Genomic DNA, 21,391 nt, shown 5'->3' with positions numbered 1-21,391 from the left:
GCAGGGCCCCCGATCACAGTGGCCCCGACGGCAGCGGGAGGCAGCGGTGAAGACAGCGATACTGGGACCGGCGCAGCGGGCCGAGGCGCTCGCCCGAATGGCGGAGCGGGAGCTGGACATTCTCGTGGTCGGCGGCGGGGTCGTCGGCGCGGGGACCGCTCTGGACGCGGCGACGCGCGGTCTGTCCACGGGGCTGGTGGAGGCGCGCGACTGGGCATCGGGCACGTCCAGCCGGTCGAGCAAGCTCATCCACGGCGGTCTGCGGTATCTGGAGATGCTGGACTTCGCGCTGGTGCGGGAGGCGCTCAAGGAGCGGGGGCTGCTGCTGGAGCGGCTGGCGCCGCATCTCGTCAAACCGGTTCCGTTCCTCTACCCGTTGCAGCACAAGGGCTGGGAGCGCTGGTACGCCGGCTCCGGTGTGGCGCTGTACGACGGGATGTCGGTGTCGTCGGGGCACGGCCGCGGGCTGCCCGTACACCGGCATCTGTCGCACAGGCGGGCGCTGCGGGTGGCGCCCTGCCTGAAGAAGGACGCGCTGGTCGGCGCGCTCCAGTACTACGACGCCCAGATGGACGACGCGCGCTATGTGGCGACGCTGGTGCGGACCGCCGCCGCCTACGGCGCACAGGTCGCCAACCGGGCCCGGGTGGTGGGGTTTCTGCGCGAGGGGGAGCGCGTCGTCGGGGTGCGGGTGGAGGACGTCGAGGGCGGTGGCGACTACGAGATCCGGGCGCGGCAGATCGTCAATGCCACCGGTGTGTGGACGGACGACACCCAGGCGCTGATCGGTGAGCGCGGGCAGTTCCACGTGCGGGCGTCGAAGGGGATTCATCTGGTGGTTCCCAAGGACCGGATCCACTCGTCGACCGGGCTGATCCTGCGGACCGAGAAGAGCGTGCTGTTCGTCATCCCGTGGGGACGGCACTGGATCGTCGGGACGACGGATACCGGCTGGGATCTGGACAAGGCGCATCCGGCGGCGTCCAGCGCGGACATCGACTATCTGCTGGAGCATGTGAATGCGGTGCTGGCCACCCCGTTGACCAGGGATGATGTGGAGGGGGTGTACGCCGGGCTGCGGCCGTTGCTGGCGGGGGAGTCGGACGCCACCAGCAAGCTGTCGCGTGAGCACACCGTGGCGCATCCGGTGCCGGGGCTGGTCGTGGTCGCGGGCGGCAAGTACACGACGTACCGGGTGATGGCCAAGGACGCGGTGGACGAGGCGGTGCACGGGCTCGACCAGAGGGTCGCGGAGTGCGTGACGGAGGATGTGCCGCTCGTCGGGGCCGAGGGCTACAAGGCGCTGTGGAACGCCCGGGCCCGGATCGCGGCGCGCACCGGGCTGCATGTGGCGCGGATAGAGCACCTGTTGAACCGCTACGGCTCGCTGACCGAGGAGCTGCTGGAGCTGGTGGTGGCCGATCCCGCACTGGGCGAACCGCTGACCGCGGCCGACGACTACCTGCGCGCCGAGGCGGTCTACGCCTGTACGCACGAGGGGGCGCGGCACCTCGACGACGTGCTGACGCGCCGAACCCGGATCTCGATCGAGACCTTCGACCGGGGCACCCGCAGCGCCCGCGAGGTGGCCGAGTTGATGGCGCCCGCGCTGGGCTGGGACGGCGACCAGATCGAGAAGGAGATCGCGCACTACCAGAAGCGGGTGGAGGCGGAGCGCGAATCGCAGCGGCAGCCCGACGATCTGACGGCGGATGCGGCGCGGCTGGGGGCGCCGGACATCGTCCCCCTGTAGGCCGTACGTGGCCGGGGGGGTGTCCTAGGAGCGCGGGGCCGCGCAGAACTCCGCGGTCAGGACCTCCGTACCGTGTGCCTGGTCGGCCAGGACGTCGGTGTTGACGCGGTAACTGACGAGGTGACGGCCGTCGGCGGTGCCCGCGGTCTGGGCGAAGGAGCCGTTGATGTCGCCGTTGTGGCCCCAGACCGTGACACCGCAGGGCAGGCGGGTCGCGTAGAGGCCGAGGCCGTAGGCGCCGCCGGTGTGCTTCTCGCTGCGTATCTCGGCCATCTGGCGCGGCGCCAGGAACCTGCCGCCGAGCAGTGCGGCGAAGAAGCGGTTGAGGTCGCCCAGGGTGGTGACCATCTCGCCGGCCGCGCCGGCCCGGCTGGGGTCCAGCGAGGTGGCGTCCACCCGCCGGTCGCCGATGCGGGTGTACGCGCGCCCGTGCGGTGTGGGCAGCGCCGGATCGGTCCCGGGGAAGGAGGTGTGGTCGAGCCGGGCGGGGGCGAGGAGGCGGCGGTGGATCTCGGTGGCGTACGGGTGGCCGGTGACCGCCTCGATGAGCAGGCCGAGCACCAGGTAGTTGGTGTTGGAGTAGAGGTAACGGGTGCCCGGTGCGGCGGTCGGCGGATGGCTGAGGGCGATCCGCAGCAGCTCGGCCGGGGTGTGGCTGTCGTAGCGGTGGGTGCCGAAGCCCTTGCCGTACAGCTGCCGGGAGAGCCGGGGGTCGTCGGTGTAGTTGTACAAGCCGCTCGTGTGGTCCAGCAGCTGGCGGACCGTTACCTTGCGCAGATCGCTGCGGTCGCCGCTTCCCGTGGCCGGCACACCCGGCGGGAGGTGGGCGGCCGCGGTGTCGTGCAGGGTCAGCCTCCCCTCGGCGACGAGCTGGAGGATGACCGTGGCGACCAGGGTCTTGGTCAGGCTGCCGGCCCGGAAGTGGTCCCCGGCGGCCATTCTGCGGCCGCTGCGCAGATCCGAGACGCCGGCCGTGGAGAACCGCGAGGCACCGAACCGTCCGTCGCGGGTGACGAGGGACGCCGCACCCGGAGCGCCGTCCTCGACCAGCCGGTGCAGCGCCGGCACCGTCGTCGCCGGTGGCCGGTGGGCGTCTGCCGCCGGCGGGACGCGGGCGGTGGCGCCCTGACCGCCGCAGGCCGTCAGCGCCAGCGCGGACAGCGCGGCCACTACGGCCGGCCAGTGCGGGCACATCGTCATCGGGACTCCCGTTCGTCGGGGCCATCATGACGGGTACGCGGTGTCGTCCGGCACCGACCCGGGCCTTCCGCACGGGCGCGGATGAGAGAGAATGAAGGCTCTGCCAGGGTGGGTTGTCCGAGTTGGGCCGGTTTGACGATCGATGGGACGTCGAAGCTGCCAACTCGGCTGGATTGCCGAGGGGATTCAGTGGGCGACGAGGTCGAGATGGACGGCAAGGAGGGCAGGCTGCTCGCCGGCCGGTACCGGCTCGCCGATGTTCTCGGCCGGGGCGGCATGGGCACCGTCTGGCGGGCACGTGACGAGGTCCTGGGCCGTACGGTCGCAGTCAAGGAGCTGCGCTTCCCGGGCGGGGTCGAGGAGGACGAGAAGCGCCGCCTGATCACCCGCACGCTGCGCGAGGCCAAGGCGATCGCCCGGATCCGGAACAACGGCGCGGTGACGGTCTACGACGTGGTCGACGAGGACGACCGGCCGTGGATCGTGATGGAGCTGGTCGAGGGCCGCTCGCTGGCCGAGGTCGTCCGCGACGACGGCCCGCTCACCCCGCGCCGCGCCGCCGAGGTGGGCCTGGCCGTGCTCGATGTGCTGCGTGCCGCGCACAGTGCGGGCATCCTGCACCGCGATGTGAAGCCGTCCAACGTCCTGATGTCCGACGACGGCCGGGTCGTGCTCACCGACTTCGGTATCGCCCAGGTCGAGGGCGACCCGTCCGTGACCTCGACCGGCATGCTCGTCGGCGCCCCCTCCTACATCTCCCCGGAGCGCGCCCGCGGCCAGAAGCCGGGCCCGCCGGCCGACCTGTGGTCGCTGGGCGGGCTGCTGTACGCCTGCGTGGAGGGCGTGCCGCCGTACGACAAGGGATCGGCGATCGCCACGCTGACGGCGGTCATGACCGAGCCGGTCGAGCCGCCGAAGAGCGCCGGTGCGCTGGAAGAGGTCATCTACGGCCTGCTGGTGAAGGACCCGGAGGCCCGGCTGGACGACGCGGGCGCCCGGGCGCTGCTGCTGGACGTCGTACACGCCCCGGAGAACACCGCGCCCGAGCCGCCGATGGACGCGACGCGGGCGATGGTGCTGCCGACGGTGCCCAAGGAGCGGGCCACCGCCAGACCCAAGGCCGCGCCGAAGCCGAAGTCCGCCCCGAAGCCGCGGGTAACGCGCGCGCCGAAGGCGAAGCCGGCGGCCGCCACGGTGGCGGAGGAGGCGGCCGGGAGCCAGGCCGCCAAGAGCGGGACCAAGAACGGGAAGACCGGGAGCAAGGCCGGGGAGGCGAAGGCGAAGGCCGGCGCCGCGGCGAGCGCACCGGAGCGCCCGAAGAAGAAGGCCGCGGGCGCGGCTTCCGGCGCGGCGGGCGCGGGCAGTGAGCCGGCCGGCCGCCCCTCGCCCGCCCGTCCCACCCTCGACACCGACGCCGTCAAGGAGCGGCTGCGCGGCGCCTTGACGGCCGTGCGCAACGCCGCTGCCGCCGCCGCGGCCCGTACGGACTCCGGATCCGGTGACGGGGACCGCCCGTTGCCCGCGCGCGCCTCGCTGACCGATGTCGTCCCGCGCCGCACGCTGATCATCGTGGCCGGGGTCGTCGTGCTCGCCGTGCTGGGCACCATCCTCGCCCTCGCGCTGAGCGGCGACGACTCGACGCGGAACAGCGGCAAGCCGGACGCCAAGAGCGACCGGACGGCGTCCGCCGGACGGGCGAAGCCGTCCACCGACGCGGCCGGCACGAACGGTGACGAGACGTCGGACGGGCCGGCCACGCCGGGCCCGCGGACGCCGAGCGCCACCCCGGTCGACGCCAAGGGCGGTAAGGACGGCAAGAACGGCAAGGACCTGCCGGACGGCTTCGCCGAGCTCTCCAACGGCCGGTTCCACTTCCGTATGGCGATGCCCAAGGGCTTCAAGCAGACCGACACTGCGGGGCAGAACTCCGGCGCCATCTACAGCGTCTCGGGCGGCTTCCCGCGGATCCAGGTCGACTACAACGCCGAGCCCGGCACGGACGCGGCGGCCGCCTGGCGCAGCCTGGAGCCGAGCGTGCGCAACTCCAGCGAGGACTACCACCTCATCGGCATCAAGTCGGTGAAGTGGCGGAACTACCCGACCGTCGCCGACTGGTCGTTCACGCGCAAGCAGAACGGCACGAAGGTGCGGATCCTCAACCGCGGTTTCCGGGCCGACGACAACCACGGCTACGCCATCATGATCACCTGCAAGGCGGACGCCTGGTCGGACAAGGCGTGCCAGGAGCTGATCTCGACCGCGTTCAAGACCTTCACGGTGCAGGACTGAGCCGGGGAGCGGATGCGGGGCCCGGCGCCGGACCGGGACGACGCGCGTCGTTCGGCCGAGCGGGCCCCCACCGCCGGTGCGGACACGTATCGTGAGACAACTGAGACATCAAGGACCGTACGCATCCGCAATCGGCGGGAAGACGACCGGAAGTGACCAACGGCGACGGCGCCGGGGGTCGGCTCCGGCGCGACGGTAGACACAGTGCGCGCTGCGGGGAGGCGTCGTGGACGAGTACGCAGGAAGGGTGCTCGCCGAGCGCTACCGCCTGCCCGCGCGGCCCCTCGGCGAGGACGACGTCACCGAGACCCGGGCCTTCGACACCTACAGCGGCCAGGAGGTGCTGGCCCGTCAGGTGCCGCTGCCGGAGGTCGTCGAGGCGGAGGTGGTGGGCGCGGAGGCGGCCGCGTTCGCCGAGGCCCGCCCGGGCGCCGGCCGCCTCGGCGGTGCCCGGGCCACCGGGGTGGCCGACCGCAGCCCCCGGGACCCCGCCGTACGGCGCGCCTTGGAGGCCGCCACGACCGTGGCGCAGTTGCCCGACCACCCCCGGCTGGAGCAGGTCTTCGATGTCTTCGTGCAGGACGGCAGCCTGTGGGTCATCGGCGAACTCCTCGCCGCCCGCCCGCTGTCCGCGCTGCTCGCCGAACGGCCGCTGTCCCCGCACCGCGCCGCGGAGATCGGCGCCGATCTGCTGACCGCGCTGCGCGTGCTGCACGCGCAGGGCCGGCTGCACCGCAACATCACCGCCCGTACGGTCCTGATCTGCGACGACGGCCGGGCCATCCTGACCGGTCTGGCGGCCGGCGCGGCCCAGGAGGCGCTGTGCGGGGACGAACCGCCCACCGCAGCCGCGGTCCCGCTGACCAAGGAAGCGGCGGCCGGATCCGCCTCGGGCACCACCACCGCATACGGCCGGCCCTCCAGCGCGCTCGCCGCCGAACGGGCACGGCAGGCGCGGCTGACGGTCGTCGGCCCGGTCACCGAACGCTGGGCGCCGGAGCAGGCCGGACCGGTGCGGGAGGACGGGCAGCCGTCGCCGCAGGTCGGCCCGGCCACCGATCTGTGGGCGGTCGGCGCGCTGCTGTTCCGCAGTGTGCAGGGCCATCCGCCGTTCCCCGAGGAGAGCGCCGTCGAACTGGCGCGGCTGGTCCGCGCCGAGCCGCCCGCGGCCGCCGAGGGCTGCGGGGCGCTGCAACCGGTCGTCGAGTCCCTGCTGCGTCAGGACCCCGCCGAGCGCCCGGTCTTGGCGGAGCTGCGCGACCGGCTGGACGCGCTGGTCCGTACGGCGCCCGAGCCGGAGGTGGGCCGCCGGCTGGTGACGATGCCGGCGCTGGAGCAGGGCGGCGATCCACGGCGGCTGCCGATCCTGCGGCGCCGCGGGGAACTCGTCCACAAGGGCCGGCACAAGAAGCCCCGGGCCTCCCGGCGCGCCGGCGCCCCGCAGCCCGTCCCGGCCGCAGCGCGGGCGTCCGCCGCCGCGCTGGCACCGCCCGCCCCGCGGACGCCGGACCGCGGCCGTACGACGCCGTCCGCCGAGCAGACCTTCCCTCCCCCAAGCTCGAAGGAGCAGGGGCGACCCCCCTCGCCCCCGGCCCGCCTGCCGCGCCCCCCGAAGCAGCCCAAGCCGCTCCGGCAGCCCCGGGCCGCCCGCCCGGCCAAGCGGCAGTCGGCCGGAGGGGCCAGGACCTCGGACCGGGACGCGTACGAGCAGCAGTTGCTGGGGCAGGTCGGCGTCGACACCGCCGCGCGCCCGGCCCGTCCGGCGCGCGGCGCCCCGCGCAACCTCGGCCGGCTGCTGCTCACCGCGATCATGCTGCTCCTCGTCGGGGCGGTCCTCTATGCGATGGCGTTCATGCCGAAGGCCGGCCAGGACTCCAAGGCCGGCAAGCGCGGCGCGGACCACGCGGCCACGGCCGACGGCAGCCCCACCCCGTCCGGCGGTCGGGACGGCAGCCAGGACGGCCGTCAGAACGGCGGTTCGCCCGGCACCGCGGACCCACGGGCCACCACGCCCGCGCAGGTCGCCGAGGGCTTCGAGCTGCGCACCGACCCCAAGGGCTTCCAGATCGCGGTCCGCAAGGGCTGGCAGCGGCGCGGGCCGAACGGCCAGGGCCAGGTGCGCTATGTCGGCGGCGACCATGAGCTGCTGGTCGTGCCCGGCCGCGACACCACGGCGGCCTTCGGCGCGGACCCGATGGCGTACCTCCAGAACAAGGAGCCCGAACTCGCCCCGTACCGCAGCTCCGGCTGGGCCACCGCCTCCGGTCTGCGGCGGATCGACGTCGGCCGGACGGCGATGGCGGAGGGCACCTTCAGCTGGCGCGACACCAGCGGCCGCGAGGTCTATGCGCGCAACCTCGCGATGATCCACAACGGCCGCTACCACCTGGTCCTGGTCATCGGCCCGGACAGCGGGCGCCGCGAGGTGGACCAGCTCTACGAGCAGGCGACGAGCTCCTACCGGCCGGGGTGAGCCGCCGGGCCCCCGGCTCGCTGTGCGCCGGCGTAAGCGGAGGCAGCCCGGCCGGCTCACCCGTAGCGCTCACCCGCTCAACTCCCGCTCCAGCGGCGTCCGGAAGCGCGGGGTGATCCGGACCCCGCCGACCCAGGACGCCAGCCGGGCGGCCTCGGACTCCACCGCCGCGGCGGCCTCGCTACCCCCACCGTCCGTCAGCAGCCGCCAGACGATCTCGCCGTCCGGGCGCTGGGCCCAGCCGCCGATGATCCGGCCGTTCCACCACACGGTCGGGCCGATGTTGCCGCTGCGGTCGAAGAGGTGCGGTACCTGATCCGGGTCGAGGTACCAGTCGCGGGCCTTCCAGCCCATCGCGGTGGGGTCGAGGGCGGGGAGGAGGGCGGCCCAGGGCTCGGGCGCGGCGACCGTTTCGAGGTCGTCGGGCAGGGCCAGGCCGGTGGTGCCGCCGTCGAGCGTCACCTCGACGGCGTCGGTGGCGGCCACCGCCCGCCGGGTGTCGGTCAGCGTCCAGCCCGTCCACCACTTGAGGTCCTCGACGGTTGCCGGGCCGTACGCGGCGAGCCAGCGGCGGGCGAGTGCGGCGCGCGCCTCGGCGGCCGGCGGCGCGGGCAGTTCGGCGAACGGGGTTCCGGGCCGCCAGCGGAAGGAGCTGCTGGTCCAGCCGCCGCGCGGACGGCCGCGCCGGAGGCGGCCCTCGGCGGCCAGCACCCGCAGGATCCGGCTGGAGACCGCGACCGTGGCCTCGTAGGGCTTGCCGGGGGAGACCACGATGGTCTCGCGCAGGTCGGGCACCTCGGCGGCCAGCTCGGCCGCGGTCGCCGTACCGCGCGCGGCCAGTGCGGCCAGTGTCGCCGCCTCGACCCCGGCCAGCCGCCGCTCGTCCCACCCCGGGGCGCCCTCCGTGATCCATCTCACCATCCCCGCCCGCTCCTTGGCGGCGATCGCCTGCCCCGCCGCGGTGGAGACGACCGGTGCGAGGGCGGCACCGACCGCGAAGAGGGTGCGGCGCATACACAGCATCCGGACCAGCGTGTGGTCGTCGTAGAGCGCCCGCTCGACGTCCGCGGTGTCCGGCGCGGCCAGCCGGGCGCAGGCTGCCAGGTGGACGGTCGCCGGGTCGGAGGCGTGCAGCGCCACGAGCGCGTCGGCGACCTCCTCGGTACGGGCCGCCCGGTAGGCGGGCGCGAGCAGCTGCCGGCGCCCGAGGCGGGCCCGGCGCCCGGCGGTGTCGATACGGGGTCGGGTGGGGTTCATGGGGCGACCGTACGGGGTGGGCAGGACAAGCCCTGTCCTATATAGGTCTCCTCTCTCGGTGTACCTCCATCCGGGAGACGCCGGCCCTCCCTTTGCCCTGATGGACCGTCAGGTTCGATCCCGGGCGCGGTGCCCCGCCCTCCCTTGTCGGCTCAGAAGGCCGGGGCTAGCCTGGAATCTGACGAACCATCAGAAAGATGGTGAGCGGAAACAGGGGGTCCGATGGAGCTACCGCGCATCATCAGCGCCGACGGCCGTGTGAGCGGGCCCGCGCACCTCCTCGCGGTCCGGCTGCCGGAGGCGTACGACGCTCCCGGTGCGACGGCCCGCTGATGGACCTCACGTACACGGAGGAAGAGGAGGCCTTCCGGGCACGGCTGCGGGCGTGGCTCGCCTCGGTCCTGCCGACGCTTCCCGAGCGGCCCGATCCGCTGGACTGGCCGGCCCGGCGCGCCTACGACACCGCCTGGCAGCGGCGGCTGTACGACGCCGGGTACGCGGAGGTGCACTGGGACGCCTCCCCGACCATCCGGCTGATCTTCCTGGAGGAGACCGAACGGGCCGGGGCGCCCTACGTGGGCGCGAACTTCGTGGGGCTGCTGCATGCGGGGCCGACCATCGCGGCGGAGGGCTCCGAATGGCAGAAGCAGCGCTGGCTGCCGCCCATCCTGCGCGCCGACGAGGTGTGGTGCCAGGGGTTCAGCGAGCCGGACGCGGGCTCGGACCTGGCGTCGCTGCGGACCCGGGCGGTGCGCGACGGCGACGACTATGTGGTGACCGGCTCCAAGATCTGGACCTCGCACGCTGAGGTCGCCGACTGGTGCGAACTGCTCGTCCGGACCGACCCGGACGCGCCCAGACACCGGGGCATCACCTGGCTCGCCATGCCGATGGACGCGCCCGGTGTCACCGTCCGGCCGCTGCGGACGCTGGCCGGGCCGGCCGAGTTCGCGGAGGTGTTCCTGGACGAGGTGCGGGTGCCGGCCGCCAACCGCGTCGGCGCCGAGAACGACGGCTGGCGGGTGACGATGGTGACCCTCTCCTTCGAGCGCGGCACCGCATTCGTCGGCGAGGTGGTGGCCTGCCGCCGGGTGCTCGGCGCGCTGGCCCGTACGGCCCGCGCCAACGGGCGCTGGGACGATGCCGTGCTGCGCCGCCGACTCGGCCGGCTGAACGCGGAGTTCGCGGCGCTCTGGCGGCTGATCCAGTGGAATGTGAGCGAGGCCAGGGAGGTACGCGCCGGCCGGAAGAGGCCGGGCGCCAGGGGGAACGGCGGCGGCGTCCCCGGCGTCGGCGGCTCGGTCTTCAAACTGCGCTATTCGCACGCCCGTCAGGAGTTGTACGACGCGGCCGCCGACGTGCTCGGCGCCGGAGCCCTGGACGCGGACCACGAGTGGGTCGCCGAGCGGCTGTCCTCCCTCTCGTACACCATCGCGGCCGGTACGTCCCAGATCCAGCAGAACATCGTCGCCGAGCGGATCCTCGGCCTGCCGAAGGGGCGGTGAGCGTCCGGTGGACTTCCAACTCACCGAGGACCAGCGGGCGTTGCGGGACGGCACGCGGAAGCTGCTGGCCGGGCGGTTCGGCCGGGAGCGGCTGCGGGCGGCCGTCGACGGGCCCGCGGCGGACCGTGCGCTGTGGCGGGAGCTGGGCGCCGCCGGGTTCTTTGCGCTGCGGCTGCCGGCGGAGGCCGGCGGGGTGGGGCTCGGGCTGCCGGAGGCGGTGCTGGTCTTCGAGGAGGCCGGACGGGCGCTGCTGCCGGGGCCGCTGGTGGCGTGCCATCTGCTGGCCGGGGTGGTGGCCGGGGCGGCGACCGGTGAGCGGACCGTCGGACTGTGCGACGGGGCGCGCGAGCCGGTGCTGTGGGAACACCCGGACGACTGCGATGAGTTGATCATGGTGGCGGAGAGCGGGGCCGGAGTGGGGGGCGCACAGGGGCGCACGGGCGGTGTGTACCGGAGCGCAGCGGATCAGGTGGCCTGCGCCCCCTGTACCTCCATCGACCCCCTCACCCCCCTCGCCCGCCTCCTGGACTTCCCCCGCACCACACCGCTGGCCGGCCTCGACGCCGCCCGCCTGCGCCGTGAGGCCGCACTGCTGACCGCGGCCCAGCAACTGGGCAGCGCCGCCCGTACGGTCGAGATGGCGGTCGGCCATGCCCGCGAGCGCACCCAGTTCGGCGCCCCCATCGGCTCCTTCCAGGCGGTCCAGCATCTGTGCGCGCAGATGCTCGTACGTGCGGAAATCGCCAGAAGTGCCGTATATGCGGCGGCGGTCACGGGCGGTGCCCTCGATGTCACCGGGGCCAAGCTGCTCGCCGACGAGGCCGCCGTGCGCAATGCGCGGGACTGTCTACAGGTCCACGGCGGTATGGGCTTCACCTGGGAAGCGGATGTCCATCTGCATCTCAAGCGGGCCTGGTTGCGCGCCGAGTCCTGGGGTACGGCGGGTGAGGCGGAAGAACTGCTGGCGGCGGGCTTGATCGACTGACGACGGGCTCGCCAAGGCCGTTGAGGCGGTGAGGGATGACCGGTGAGGCCGGACTCCGGCGACCCGTGCGCGAAGGGCCGGACCCAGCACACAGGAGTGGTCACGGAGGGTCGATATCGGGTTGTGTCCTAGGCGTGACTCGTCACAGGGGGGAGTCGGCGTTCCGCTCCGGTACGCTCCGTCGGGTGCGAGTGGTTCTGTGGCGCAACGAACCCGGTGTCGCCCGAAAAGCGACTCCGGGGTACGGACTGCGCGCCGCCCGCCTTGGGCCAGAGCCCGACAGCCCCCCTTGTTCGACTCCCCGCAAAGTGCGTCGCACAGTATGCAGTACGCATACTCCCTTGCGCTGGAATATGCCCGAAGCGCTTGTTGGGGTGACTGAACGTCAACCATGCTGTGCGTCGCCGGGGTCACGCACCGTGACTCCGTGGAGGCGCGAGGCGATGTTTCCGCCGGTTCGGATGGTGTGAGCGGTGCAGGTGCTTCAGGTGCAGTTGGACGTACGGCCCGACCCCGCGGAGGTGGGGCGAGCCCGGCGATGGGCCCGGTCGCGGCTCGTGGGGTCCGGTATAGGGCCCGACGAGCCCTTGGCCGAGACCCTGATCCTGCTGATCTCCGAGCTCGTCACCAATGCCGTGGTGCACACCGGTGCGTCGGCCGAGCTGCGGATGTGTTTCTCCGGGTCCGGTGCCGTCGTGGGGACGGTCCGCGTGGAGGTGGTGGACACCAGTGCCCGCCCGCCGCGCCAGCGGCACGCCGACGGCGAGGACACCAACGGCCGTGGCCTGGAGCTGGTCGACGGTCTGGCGGACCGCTGGGGCTGGCAGCCGGAGGGCGCCGGCAAGCGGATCTGGTGCGAGGTGGACCGCAGCCGCCCGCTGCTGATGGCGGCCGGCACGGAGTTGGGCCGACTGAGCTCCCTCACCCCCTGAGACCCCCATATCGCAACAATTCGGATGTAACGGGCGCCTGCGGTGCGGCCGCAACGCATTTAGTCCAGACCAGGTGTTGACGTCCCGTGCTCGGTTGATCACTCTTGGGTGGAGCGATTCGCCGCGAGGGGACGCCGAGGGTGTGGGGGGATCGGGTAGGTACCCGGTCCTGGCCTCGGCGAGTGCGGATCGCGGCCTGGCCGGGGCCCGCCGGCGGCCGGGTGAGGTGGCGGTCCGCGGTGCCGTGCTCGGGGCGCGCATGAGCGCACCGCCACCTGGCCGGCCACCCGCCCTCAGAGGACGGCGACGGGTGCGACCGGGGCGCCGGACCCGCCGACGAACGGCTCCGCCGTCGCCGACAGGAAGAAGGCGTAGCGGCCCTCCTCCGCGCACACCTGCGCCAACTCCTCCAGATTCCAGTTCTGGCCCTGCATCATGCCCATCTCGACGAGATCGAGCGCATGCACCGGCATCCACAGGTCCTCGATCTCCGGCGGGAAGATCTCGAAGGTCAGGGTGTCATTGGCGACCGCCGCCACATCGCGGGCGTGGAACCACTCCGGGGTGCGCAGCGACAGCCCGGGGGAGGGGAAGGCGTACGCCTGCCGGTCGCCGGAGAGGTAGTGCCGCAGCTGCCCGGTCCGTACGAGGACGATGTCGCCGGCCCGGACCGTCGTCCCGGCCAGCTCCTCGGCGGCGTCCAGATCCTCCGGGGTGACGGCGTGCCCGCCCGGCAGCCGGTCGGTGCCGTGCGAGCGGGCCACGTCCAGCAGTACGCCGCGCGAGACGACCGGGGTGGCCTTCTCGATGCCCAGGGCGGTGGCGCCGGCGTGTGCGGTGACCGAGGCGGCCGGGCGGTTGTTGTAGAGCCGCCCGGAGTGCGAGACATGGCTGAGGCCGTCCCAGTGGGTGGCGGACTGGAGGCCCATGGTGACCGCGTCGTCCGAGGTCGCGACCGTACCGGGGCCGAAGATCTCCTGATTGACGGCGGTCATGGTGTGCAGCGGGTTGACCCGGCCGGGGATCATCCCGGTCTGTACGCCGTCCTGTCGGAGCGGGAGCGCGAGCGGGACCCGGTGGCCGCGCCGGACGCAGCCGGCGGCCTCCCGTACGACCTGCTCGGTGATCAGGTTGAGGGTGCCGATCTCGTCGTCGGCGCCCCAGCGCCCCCAGTTGTTCACGCGTGCGGCGATCTCATGGAACTCCTGCGGCAGGGGCATGGCGGCCTCCTCGGGGCGGGTGTCCGGTTCGGCTCGGGGTCTTGTGTTCGTCCCGGGTCTGCTCAAAAATCTAACGGTCCGTCAGAAACCCGTGGAAGGGGCGCGGCATGGGGAACTTCTTGGCCGGCAAGGTGGTCGCCGTCACGGGGGCCGGCCGCGGCATCGGCCGTGCGGTGGCGCTGGCCTGCGCCGAGCAGGGCGCGAAGGTCGTCGTCAACGACTACGGAGTCGCCATCGACGGCGGTGAACCGAGCAGCGCGGTCGCCGACTCCGTGGTCGAGGAGATCGAGGCGGCGGGCGGGGTGGCGACCGCGGTCGCCGACGACGTCTCCACCATGGCCGGCGGCCTGCGGATCGTGGACACCGCGCTGGCGCAGTACGGACGGCTCGACGGCGTGGTCTGCGTGGCGGGGATCCTGCGCGAACGGATGCTCTTCAACATGTCCGAGGAGGAGTGGGACCCCGTGGTCGCCACCCACCTCAAGGGGACCTTCACGGTGTTCCGGGCCGCGGCCGCGGTCATGCGGCGGCAGGGCTCCGGCACCCTGATCGGCTTCACCAGCGGCAACCACCAGGGATCGGTCTCCCAGGCCAACTACGCCTCCGCGAAGGGCGGGATCATCTCGCTCGTACGGAGCGCGGCGCTGGGCCTGCACAAGTACGGGGTGACCGCCAATGCGGTGGCGCCCGTAGCCCGCACCCGGATGTCGGCGAATGTGCCGGTGGAGCTGAAGGAGATCGGCGAACCGGAGGATGTGGCGGCGTTCGTGGTCTACCTGCTGAGCGAGCACGCCCGCGAGGTCACCGGACAGGTCTACACGGTGGCCGGACCCAAGATCGCGGTGTGGGCCCAGCCTTCGGAGCTCCGCTCCGTGTATGCCGACGAGGGCGGGTGGACGCCGGAGCGGGTGGCGGAGGTGGTACCGCGTTCCGTGGGGACCGAACCGATGCCGATGCTGGCGCAGGTGGAGGCGATGGCGGCGGCTGCGGCGGTGAAGGCCCGGCCGAACCGGTAGCGCCCCACGTTTCCGGCTGCGCCTGGGAGGGTGACGTGGACTTTGAGTTCGGGAGCGGGGACGAGGCGTTCCGGGCCGAGGCCCGCGCCTGGCTGACCGGGCATCTCGTAGGGCCGTACGCGGAGTTGGCCGGGCGGGGCGGACCGGGGAGCGAGCACGAGGGGGCCGGTGTCCGCCGGGCGTGGGAGCGGGAGCTCGGGGCCGCTGGCTGGATCGGACTCGGATGGGACCGCAGCCACGGTACGTACGGGAACCGGACGGCGAGCCTTGCGCAGCAGGTCGTATGGGCAGAGGAGTACGCGCGGGCCAAGGCGCCGGGGCGGGTCGGGCACATCGGCGAGAACCTGCTGGCGCCGACGCTGCTCGCGTACGGGGACGAGGCGCAGCGGCGGCGGTTCCTGCCGGCCGTCGCGCGCGGTGCGGAGCTGTGGTGCCAGGGCTACAGCGAGCCGGACGCCGGGTCGGACCTGGCCGGGCTGCGTACGGTGGCGGTCCGGGACGGGGCCGGCTACCGGATCAGCGGGCAGAAGATCTGGACCTCGCTGGCCAGGGAGGCCGACTGGTGCTTCGTACTGGCCCGGACGGACCCGGGCGAGCGGCGGCACCGGGGGCTGTCGTTCCTGCTGGTGCCGATGGACCAGCCGGGGCGCATCGAGGTGCGGCCGATCCGGCAGATGTCCGGGACGGCGGAGTTCAACGAGGTGTTCTTCGACGGTGCGGTGGCCCGGGCCGGCCATGTGGTGGGCGGCGAGGGGGCCGGCTGGCGGGTGGCGATGGGGCTGCTGGCGCTGGAGCGGGGCGTGTCGACGCTCGTCCAGCAGATCGGCTTCGCGGCGGAGCTGGGTGAGGTGATCGCGGCGGCGGTCCGCGCCGGGACGGTCCGGGACCCGGTACTGCGCGATCAACTCGTCAGGCAGTGGGCCGAGTTGCAGGTCATGCGGTGGAATGCGCTGCGGACCCTGGGCGCGGCCGGGGACGCGGGCGCGCCGAGCGTGGCGAAGCTGCTGTGGGGCGGCTGGCACCAGCGGCTGGGCGAGCTGGCGATGCGGGTACGCGGCGCCACGGCCACGCTGGGCCCCGCCGACTGGACCGTCCGGGAACCGTACGAACTGGACGCGCTGCAACGGCTGTTCCTGTTCACCCGGGCCGACACCCTCTACGGCGGCTCGGACGAGATCCAGCGCACCATCATCGCCGAGCGGGTGCTCGGCCTGCCCAGAGTGGAGCGGTCATGAAAGGCGTCATATTCGACGGCGAGCAGCCCCGGGTCGTGGACGATCTGGCGGTACGGGATCCGGGGCCGGGGGAGGTGCTGGTCGGGATCCGGGCGGCCGGGCTGTGCCACAGCGATCTGTCGGTGGTCGACGGGACGATTCCCTTTCCGGTGCCGGTGGTGCTGGGGCACGAGGGAGCGGGTGTGGTCGAGGCGGTGGGTGCCGGGGTCGGGCATGTGGCGCCCGGCGATCATGTCGCGCTGTCGACGCTGGCCAACTGCGGGACGTGCGCGGAGTGCGACCGGGGGCGGCCGACGATGTGCCGTAAGGCGATCGGGATGCCGGGGAAGCCGTTCCGGCGGGGCGGCGGCGAGCTGTTCAACTTCGCGTCGAACTCGGCGTTCGCGGAGCGTACGGTCGTCAAGGCGGTGCAGGCGGTGAAGATCGCCGAGGACATTCCGCTGACGTCGGCCGCGCTCATCGGGTGCGGGGTGCTGACGGGAGTGGGCGCGGTGCTGAACCGGGCGCGGGTCGACCGGGGGGACTCGGTGGTGGTGATCGGGGCCGGCGGCATCGGGCTCAATGTGCTCCAGGGCGCACGGATCGCGGGGGCGTCGACGATCGTGGCGGTGGACGCCAATCCGGCGAAGGAGGCGGTGGCGCGGCAGTTCGGGGCCACGCACTTCGTGGACGCGTCGGTGGTGACCGACAGCGTCAAGGCGGTGAAGGAGATCCTGCCGACCGGCGCCGACCACGCCTTCGAGTGCGTGGGTAGCACCCGGCTGATCCGGCAGGCGGTCGATCTGCTGGACCGGCACGGCCAGGCGGTGCTGCTCGGGGTGCCGCCGGCCGGCGCGGAGGCGTCCTTCCTGGTGTCGTCGATGTATCTCGACAAGTCGATCCTCGGCTGTCGCTACGGCTCGTCCCGGCCCCAGCGGGACATCGCGCTCTACGCCCGGCTCTACCGCGAAGGGCGGCTGCTGCTCGACGAGTTGGTGACGAAGACCTATCCGGTGGAGGACTTCGCCAAGGCGGCGGACGATGCGCACCACGGGCGGGTGGCGCGGGCGGTGCTGACGTTCGGGTAGGGGACCGCTACGTCGTCGCGCGCACGGCCCTGGCCCGATCCTGATGAACCCTGGCCTTCCGGCCACTCGTTCCGTACCGGGGGCACGGCCGAAGCTGCTGTGGTGACCCAGACACCCGAACTGCCGCTCCGTGCGAGGGACCCGCGGGCGGCGGACGCCCCGCCGCCGGTGGCTCCCCGCCGCCGTCGGCGTCCGCACCGCGCCTGGTCCGTCGCCGCCGTCACCTTCCTGACGATCATCGGCGCGGCCGGCTTTGCCTCCCTCCCCGGGCTGCTCATCGATCCGCTGCACGCCGAGTTCCACTGGTCGCGGGGCACGATCGGGTTCGCGGTGTCGGTGAACCTCGCGCTGTACGGCCTGACGGCGCCGTTCGCCGCCGCCCTGATGGACCGGTTCGGTATCCGGCGGGTGGTGGCGGTCGCCCTGATGGTGATCGCGACCGGCGCCGGCCTGACCGTCTTCATGACGGCGAGCTGGCAACTCGTGCTCCTGTGGGGCGTGCTGGTCGGCCTGGGCAGCGGTTCGATGGCGCTGGCCTTCGCCGCCACGGTCACCGGCCGCTGGTTCGCCGCGCGGCGCGGGCTGGTCACCGGCATCCTCACCGCGGCCGGCGCCTCCGGCCAGCTGGTCTTTCTGCCGGCCCTCTCCTGGATCGTCGACCGGCACGACTGGCGGCCGGCCGCGGTGACCGTCTCGCTCGCCGCGCTCGCCGTCGTGCCCCTGGTGTGGCTGCTGCTGCGCGACCACCCGGCGGACGTGGGTCTGGCGCCGTACGGGGCGACGGAGTTCGTGCCCAAGCCGCCGCCGCAGCGGGGCGCGGCCCGGCGCGCGCTGCGGGCGCTGGTCTCGGCGGCGGGCACCGGCCCGTTCTGGCTGCTGGCGGGCACCTTCGCGATCTGCGGGGCCACGACGAACGGCCTGGTCAAAGTGCACTTTGTGCCCGCGGCGCACGACCATGGCATGCCGATGCCGGCGGCCGCCTCGCTGCTCGCGGTGATCGGTGTCTTCGACATCGCCGGGACCATCGCCTCGGGCTGGTTCACGGACCGCTTCAACACCCGCCGGCAGCTCGCCGTCTACTACGGCCTGCGCGGTCTGTCGCTGATGTTCCTGCCGCTGCTGCTCTCCGACACCGTCCACCCGCCGATGGTCTTCTTCATCGTCTTCTACGGCCTGGACTGGGTGGCGACCGTGCCGCCGACCCTCGCCCTGTGCCGTGAGCACTACGGCGAGGACGGTGCGATCGTCTTCGGCTGGGTGCTGGCCGCCCACCAGGTGGGCGCCGCGCTGATCGCCTTCCTGGGCGGCCTCGCCCGTGACGCCTTCGGTACGTACAACCCGGTCTGGTACGCCGCGGGCGCCCTGTGTGCCCTCGCGGCCCTGATGGCACTGGTCATCCGCGAGCGGCGGGAGGCGCCCGGCCTCACGGGCTGAAGTGGCCGAAGGCGCCGCGGTGGAAGAGGAGCGGGCCCGAGGCGGCGGCGCGCGGATCCGTGCCGAGCGCGTCGACCCGGCCGACCACGATCAGATGGTCGCCGCCTGTGTGCACGGCGTGGATCGTGCAGTCGATCCACGCCGGGACGTCCGCGAGGCGCGGTGAGCCGGTCGCGGGCGCGGGCCGGTACCGGACCCCGGCGAACTTGTCGGCGCCGCTGACCGCGAAGGAGCGGCACAGCTCGCCCTGTCCGGCACCGAGGACGTTGACGCAGAAGACCCCGGCGCGGGCGATCCGCGGCCAGGTCGTCGACGTACGCGCCACCATGAACGTCACCAGCGGCGGGTCGAGGGAGAGCGAGGCGAAGGACTGGCAGGCGAAGCCGGCCGGTCCGGGCTCCCCGGGGGCCGTGATGACGGTGACGCCGCTGGCGAAGTGCCCCAGGACGGAGCGGAATTCGCCCGCGTCCAGCGGGGCGCGCTCGTCCTCGCGTACGGCACGCAGTGCGGGACGTGGGAGAGCTGTGGCGCCGGTGGCCGGCGTGGCGGACGTGGTCGGCGCGCCGACCGAGCGCAGGTACCGCACGGCCGTGGCCGCCATTCCGGCGTGTCCCATCATGCATGCATTGAATCTGATGCAGCGTCAGTTGTGAAGGCCGGAGCGGTGCCGCCACCCGGATGTGTGGTTTGCCGGACCTCCGGCGTGATCTTCAGTGGATTCGGGGGAGATCCGGGAGCGGTTTCCTGATTGCGTGTCGTCCGCACGGGTAGCGTCCACCTCGGCCGCGTCCGTAGCCGAGCACGGGGGAGAGTTCCGGTACATGGCCGATGCGACACCGTCATCAGCTTCGTCTGCCGCGTCACCCACCTTCGACGAGGTCTTCTGTGGGCTGCTGCCCCGGCTCTACCGAAGGGCGGTGATGCTGGCGGGCTCGCGACAGTCGGCGGAGGACGTGGTGCATGAGGCGTATCTGAAACTCGCCGCCCGTCCACAGCGCTTCCTCGCCCATCCGGAGCCGTACGCCTACGCCTTCACCGCGGTCCTCAACGTGGCCCGTGACGCCTACCGCAAGGACCGGCGCCAGGTGCTGGTCGACGGGCTGGAGGGGGTGGAGGAGGCCGGTGCGGGCGGTGGGCCGGGGGCGGGGGCCGGTGCGGCCTCCGGCGGCTGGGACGGCGGAGTGGAGCGACGGCAGGCCGAGCTCGAAGCGGTGCGCCTGTTAGGGCGGTTGTCGCACCGGCAGGCCGGCATCGTCATCCTCGTCGACCTGGACGGCTACACCATCGACCAGGCCGCCAAGATCATGAAGGTGCACCGCGGTACCGCCGCCCGGCATCGTGCCAGGGCGCTGGACAGGCTGCGCGCCTACCTCGTTGAATCGGAGCACGGGCAGGCCGGGAGGTGAGCGGCGCGGTGGGTGTGGGGCCACGGTACGACGACGGCGGTGCGGGCGGCGGCGGACGGGACTTCGGCGGCGGCCGGGGCGACGGCGCCGGGGACGATGCCGAGGCGCTGCTGCGCGCCCGGCTGCGGCTCGCCGACGAACAGATCGAGACCCCGCCGGGCCTGTGGGACCGCATCAAGGAGACCGGCGGCGCCGCGGCGCCCGTCCCGGTGGCACTGCCCCGCAGGCGGCCGTACGCGGTCGCCCTCGTGGTGGCGGCGGCGGTGGCCGCGGTGGTGCTGGGGGTGTGGTGGCTGGTGCGCCCCGGGCCGGTCAGCCTGGAGCCGGCCGGACCGCCCCGCACGGTGAAGATCGCGGTCTACAACAGCGAACGGGCCTGCCGTACGGGACGCTCCCTGGAGTGCGCGCTGCGGCTGGCCAAGGACCCGCACACCGCGTACGCCGCACGCGGCAATGCGGCCGGCCGGGTCTGGCACGGCGACGAACTGGCCGCGCGCTGCGTCGTCACCGACGGCCGGATGGTCCGCGACGAAGCGGGCATCACCTCCACCCGCTGGTATCTGGTCACCAGCGGGCAGGGGGTGCAGGGGTGGCTGCCCGGGGTGCGGACGCGCAACACCCGTGAGGTGCCGGTGTGTCCTCCTGAGGCAACGTAGGCACACGACGGGCCGGCACTCCGCACCGGCCCGGACCTCACCGTCCGCGGTACACCGGGCTGCGGCGCTCCACGAAGGAGGCCACCCCCTCCTGTGCGTCCGCCGTCGTCATATTGATCTCCTGGGCCGCGGCCTCGGCGGCGAAGGCCGTGCCCCGGTCGGTCTCCAGTGAGGCGTTGACCAGTTGCTTCGTCAGCGTCAGCGCACGGGTCGGACCGGCCGCCAGCCGCTCGGCCCACTCCCGGGCCGTCTTCGCCAACGCGCCGTCCGCAACGACCCGGTTGACCAGCCCCAGCCGCTCGGCCTCCGCGGCGGTCACCGCGTCCCCGAAGAACATCAGCTCCTTGGCGCGCTGCGGGCCGATCAGCCGGGGCAGTAGATAGGCGCCGCCGCCGTCCGGGACCAGACCGCGGCGGACGAACACCTCGATGAAACGGGCCGATTCGGCGGCCAGCACCAGGTCACAGGCGAACGCCAGATGGGCGCCGAGCCCGGCCGCGGTGCCGTTGACCGCGGCGATCACCGGCTTCTCGCAGTCCTGCACCGCCGCGATGAACCGCTGGGCACCGTGCCGGATCATCCGGGCGACCTCGCCGGCCACCCGTTCGCCGGCCGGCGGGGCGCCGCGCAGATCGGCGCCGGCGCAGAAGCCCTTGCCGGTCGCGGTGATGACGACGGCCCGTACACCGGGGTCCGCCGAGGCGTCGGCGAGCAGGCCGACGATGCGTTCGCGCTGGTCCCGGGTGAGGGCGTTCAGCGCCTCGGGCCGGTTGAGGGTGATCCACGAGACGCCGTTGTCAGTGGCGTGCAGTACCAATGAATCGACGGGACCGGCGGAGTCGGCGGGCCCGGCAGCGGGGGACGGGGAGGACGTCATGGGGAAGTGGCTCCAGAGGGTGCGGTCGGGGTGCGTACGGGGGCGGTGGTGGCACCGCGCGCTGCGCGCTGCCGGGTCCTGGCGTC

Annotated in this window: 17 protein-coding genes; 12 read left to right on the top strand and 5 right to left on the bottom strand. The window is 73.3% G+C overall.

Features of this window, described 5'->3' with window-relative positions:
- Window positions 1-46: 46 nt before the first annotated feature.
- Window positions 47-1,753: a glycerol-3-phosphate dehydrogenase/oxidase gene (locus tag ACZ55A_RS13780; protein ID WP_468838796.1), complete on the top strand. Its 1,707-nt coding sequence runs from the start codon at window positions 47-49 to the stop codon at window positions 1,751-1,753.
- A gap of 24 nt (window positions 1,754-1,777) precedes the next feature.
- Here the strand turns inward: ACZ55A_RS13780 and ACZ55A_RS13775 are convergent, their stop codons facing one another.
- Window positions 1,778-2,953: a serine hydrolase domain-containing protein gene (locus ACZ55A_RS13775; protein WP_468838794.1), complete on the bottom strand. Its 1,176-nt coding sequence runs from the start codon at window positions 2,951-2,953 to the stop codon at window positions 1,778-1,780.
- A 189-nt stretch (window positions 2,954-3,142) separates the two neighbouring features.
- Between ACZ55A_RS13775 and ACZ55A_RS13770 the strand changes: the two genes are divergently transcribed.
- The gene (locus ACZ55A_RS13770; RefSeq protein ID WP_468838792.1) at window positions 3,143-5,242 is read left to right on the top strand and encodes a serine/threonine-protein kinase; all 2,100 of its coding nucleotides are present in this window, start codon (window positions 3,143-3,145) and stop codon (window positions 5,240-5,242) included.
- Between the two features lie 226 nt (window positions 5,243-5,468).
- On the top strand, window positions 5,469-7,715 hold the full coding sequence (locus ACZ55A_RS13765; RefSeq protein ID WP_468838790.1) for a protein kinase: 2,247 nt from the start codon (window positions 5,469-5,471) through the stop codon (window positions 7,713-7,715).
- Window positions 7,716-7,784: 69 nt separating this feature from the next.
- Here the strand turns inward: ACZ55A_RS13765 and ACZ55A_RS13760 are convergent, their stop codons facing one another.
- Entirely contained in the window at window positions 7,785-8,972 is a 1,188-nt protein-coding gene (locus ACZ55A_RS13760; protein ID WP_468838788.1) for a DNA glycosylase AlkZ-like family protein, read from the bottom strand.
- A gap of 332 nt (window positions 8,973-9,304) precedes the next feature.
- Here ACZ55A_RS13760 and ACZ55A_RS13755 point away from each other — a divergent pair, with 332 nt between their 5' ends.
- From ACZ55A_RS13755 to ACZ55A_RS13745, 3 genes are all read left to right on the top strand, one after another.
- Window positions 9,305-10,477, top strand: coding sequence for an acyl-CoA dehydrogenase family protein (locus ACZ55A_RS13755; RefSeq protein ID WP_468838786.1), 1,173 nt, complete (start codon window positions 9,305-9,307; stop codon window positions 10,475-10,477).
- Between the two features lie 7 nt (window positions 10,478-10,484).
- On the top strand, window positions 10,485-11,462 hold the full coding sequence (locus ACZ55A_RS13750) for an acyl-CoA dehydrogenase family protein (protein WP_468838783.1): 978 nt from the start codon (window positions 10,485-10,487) through the stop codon (window positions 11,460-11,462).
- Between the two features lie 473 nt (window positions 11,463-11,935).
- Window positions 11,936-12,394: an ATP-binding protein gene (locus tag ACZ55A_RS13745; RefSeq protein WP_468838781.1), complete on the top strand. Its 459-nt coding sequence runs from the start codon at window positions 11,936-11,938 to the stop codon at window positions 12,392-12,394.
- 293 nt (window positions 12,395-12,687) lie between these two features.
- Here the strand turns inward: ACZ55A_RS13745 and ACZ55A_RS13740 are convergent, their stop codons facing one another.
- Complete coding sequence (locus ACZ55A_RS13740) at window positions 12,688-13,614, bottom strand: cyclase family protein (RefSeq protein WP_468838779.1); 927 nt, start codon at window positions 13,612-13,614, stop codon at window positions 12,688-12,690.
- A 107-nt stretch (window positions 13,615-13,721) separates the two neighbouring features.
- Between ACZ55A_RS13740 and ACZ55A_RS13735 the strand changes: the two genes are divergently transcribed.
- The 4 genes from ACZ55A_RS13735 to ACZ55A_RS13720 all read left to right on the top strand — a co-directional run bounded on the left by ACZ55A_RS13735 (window position 13,722) and on the right by ACZ55A_RS13720 (window position 18,366).
- Entirely contained in the window at window positions 13,722-14,630 is a 909-nt protein-coding gene (locus ACZ55A_RS13735; RefSeq protein ID WP_468838776.1) for an SDR family oxidoreductase, read from the top strand.
- Window positions 14,631-14,665: 35 nt separating this feature from the next.
- Window positions 14,666-15,865 (top strand): acyl-CoA dehydrogenase family protein, encoded by a 1,200-nt coding sequence (locus ACZ55A_RS13730; protein WP_468838774.1) that lies wholly within the window; start codon window positions 14,666-14,668, stop codon window positions 15,863-15,865.
- Complete coding sequence (locus ACZ55A_RS13725) at window positions 15,862-16,932, top strand: Zn-dependent alcohol dehydrogenase (protein WP_468838772.1); 1,071 nt, start codon at window positions 15,862-15,864, stop codon at window positions 16,930-16,932. Before ACZ55A_RS13730 ends, ACZ55A_RS13725 begins: the two co-directional genes overlap by 4 nt.
- 102 nt (window positions 16,933-17,034) lie before the next feature.
- The gene (locus tag ACZ55A_RS13720; protein ID WP_468838769.1) at window positions 17,035-18,366 is read left to right on the top strand and encodes an MFS transporter; all 1,332 of its coding nucleotides are present in this window, start codon (window positions 17,035-17,037) and stop codon (window positions 18,364-18,366) included.
- Here the strand turns inward: ACZ55A_RS13720 and ACZ55A_RS13715 are convergent.
- On the bottom strand, window positions 18,356-18,985 hold the full coding sequence (locus ACZ55A_RS13715; protein ID WP_468838766.1) for a flavin reductase family protein: 630 nt from the start codon (window positions 18,983-18,985) through the stop codon (window positions 18,356-18,358). The genes ACZ55A_RS13720 and ACZ55A_RS13715 overlap by 11 nt on opposite strands.
- 202 nt (window positions 18,986-19,187) lie before the next feature.
- Here ACZ55A_RS13715 and ACZ55A_RS13710 point away from each other — a divergent pair, with 202 nt between their 5' ends.
- Both ACZ55A_RS13710 and ACZ55A_RS13705 read left to right on the top strand, forming a co-directional pair.
- Window positions 19,188-19,772: an RNA polymerase sigma factor gene (locus tag ACZ55A_RS13710; RefSeq protein ID WP_468838763.1), complete on the top strand. Its 585-nt coding sequence runs from the start codon at window positions 19,188-19,190 to the stop codon at window positions 19,770-19,772.
- An 8-nt stretch (window positions 19,773-19,780) separates the two neighbouring features.
- Entirely contained in the window at window positions 19,781-20,428 is a 648-nt protein-coding gene (locus tag ACZ55A_RS13705; RefSeq protein ID WP_468838760.1) for a hypothetical protein, read from the top strand.
- Between the two features lie 37 nt (window positions 20,429-20,465).
- Here the strand turns inward: ACZ55A_RS13705 and ACZ55A_RS13700 are convergent, their stop codons facing one another.
- Window positions 20,466-21,305: an enoyl-CoA hydratase/isomerase family protein gene (locus ACZ55A_RS13700; RefSeq protein WP_468838757.1), complete on the bottom strand. Its 840-nt coding sequence runs from the start codon at window positions 21,303-21,305 to the stop codon at window positions 20,466-20,468.
- Window positions 21,306-21,391 lie beyond the last annotated feature (86 nt).

The organism is Streptomyces sp. NPDC034111 (assembly GCF_055575375.1).
This window is presented reverse-complemented; position numbering and strand designations above follow the sequence as displayed.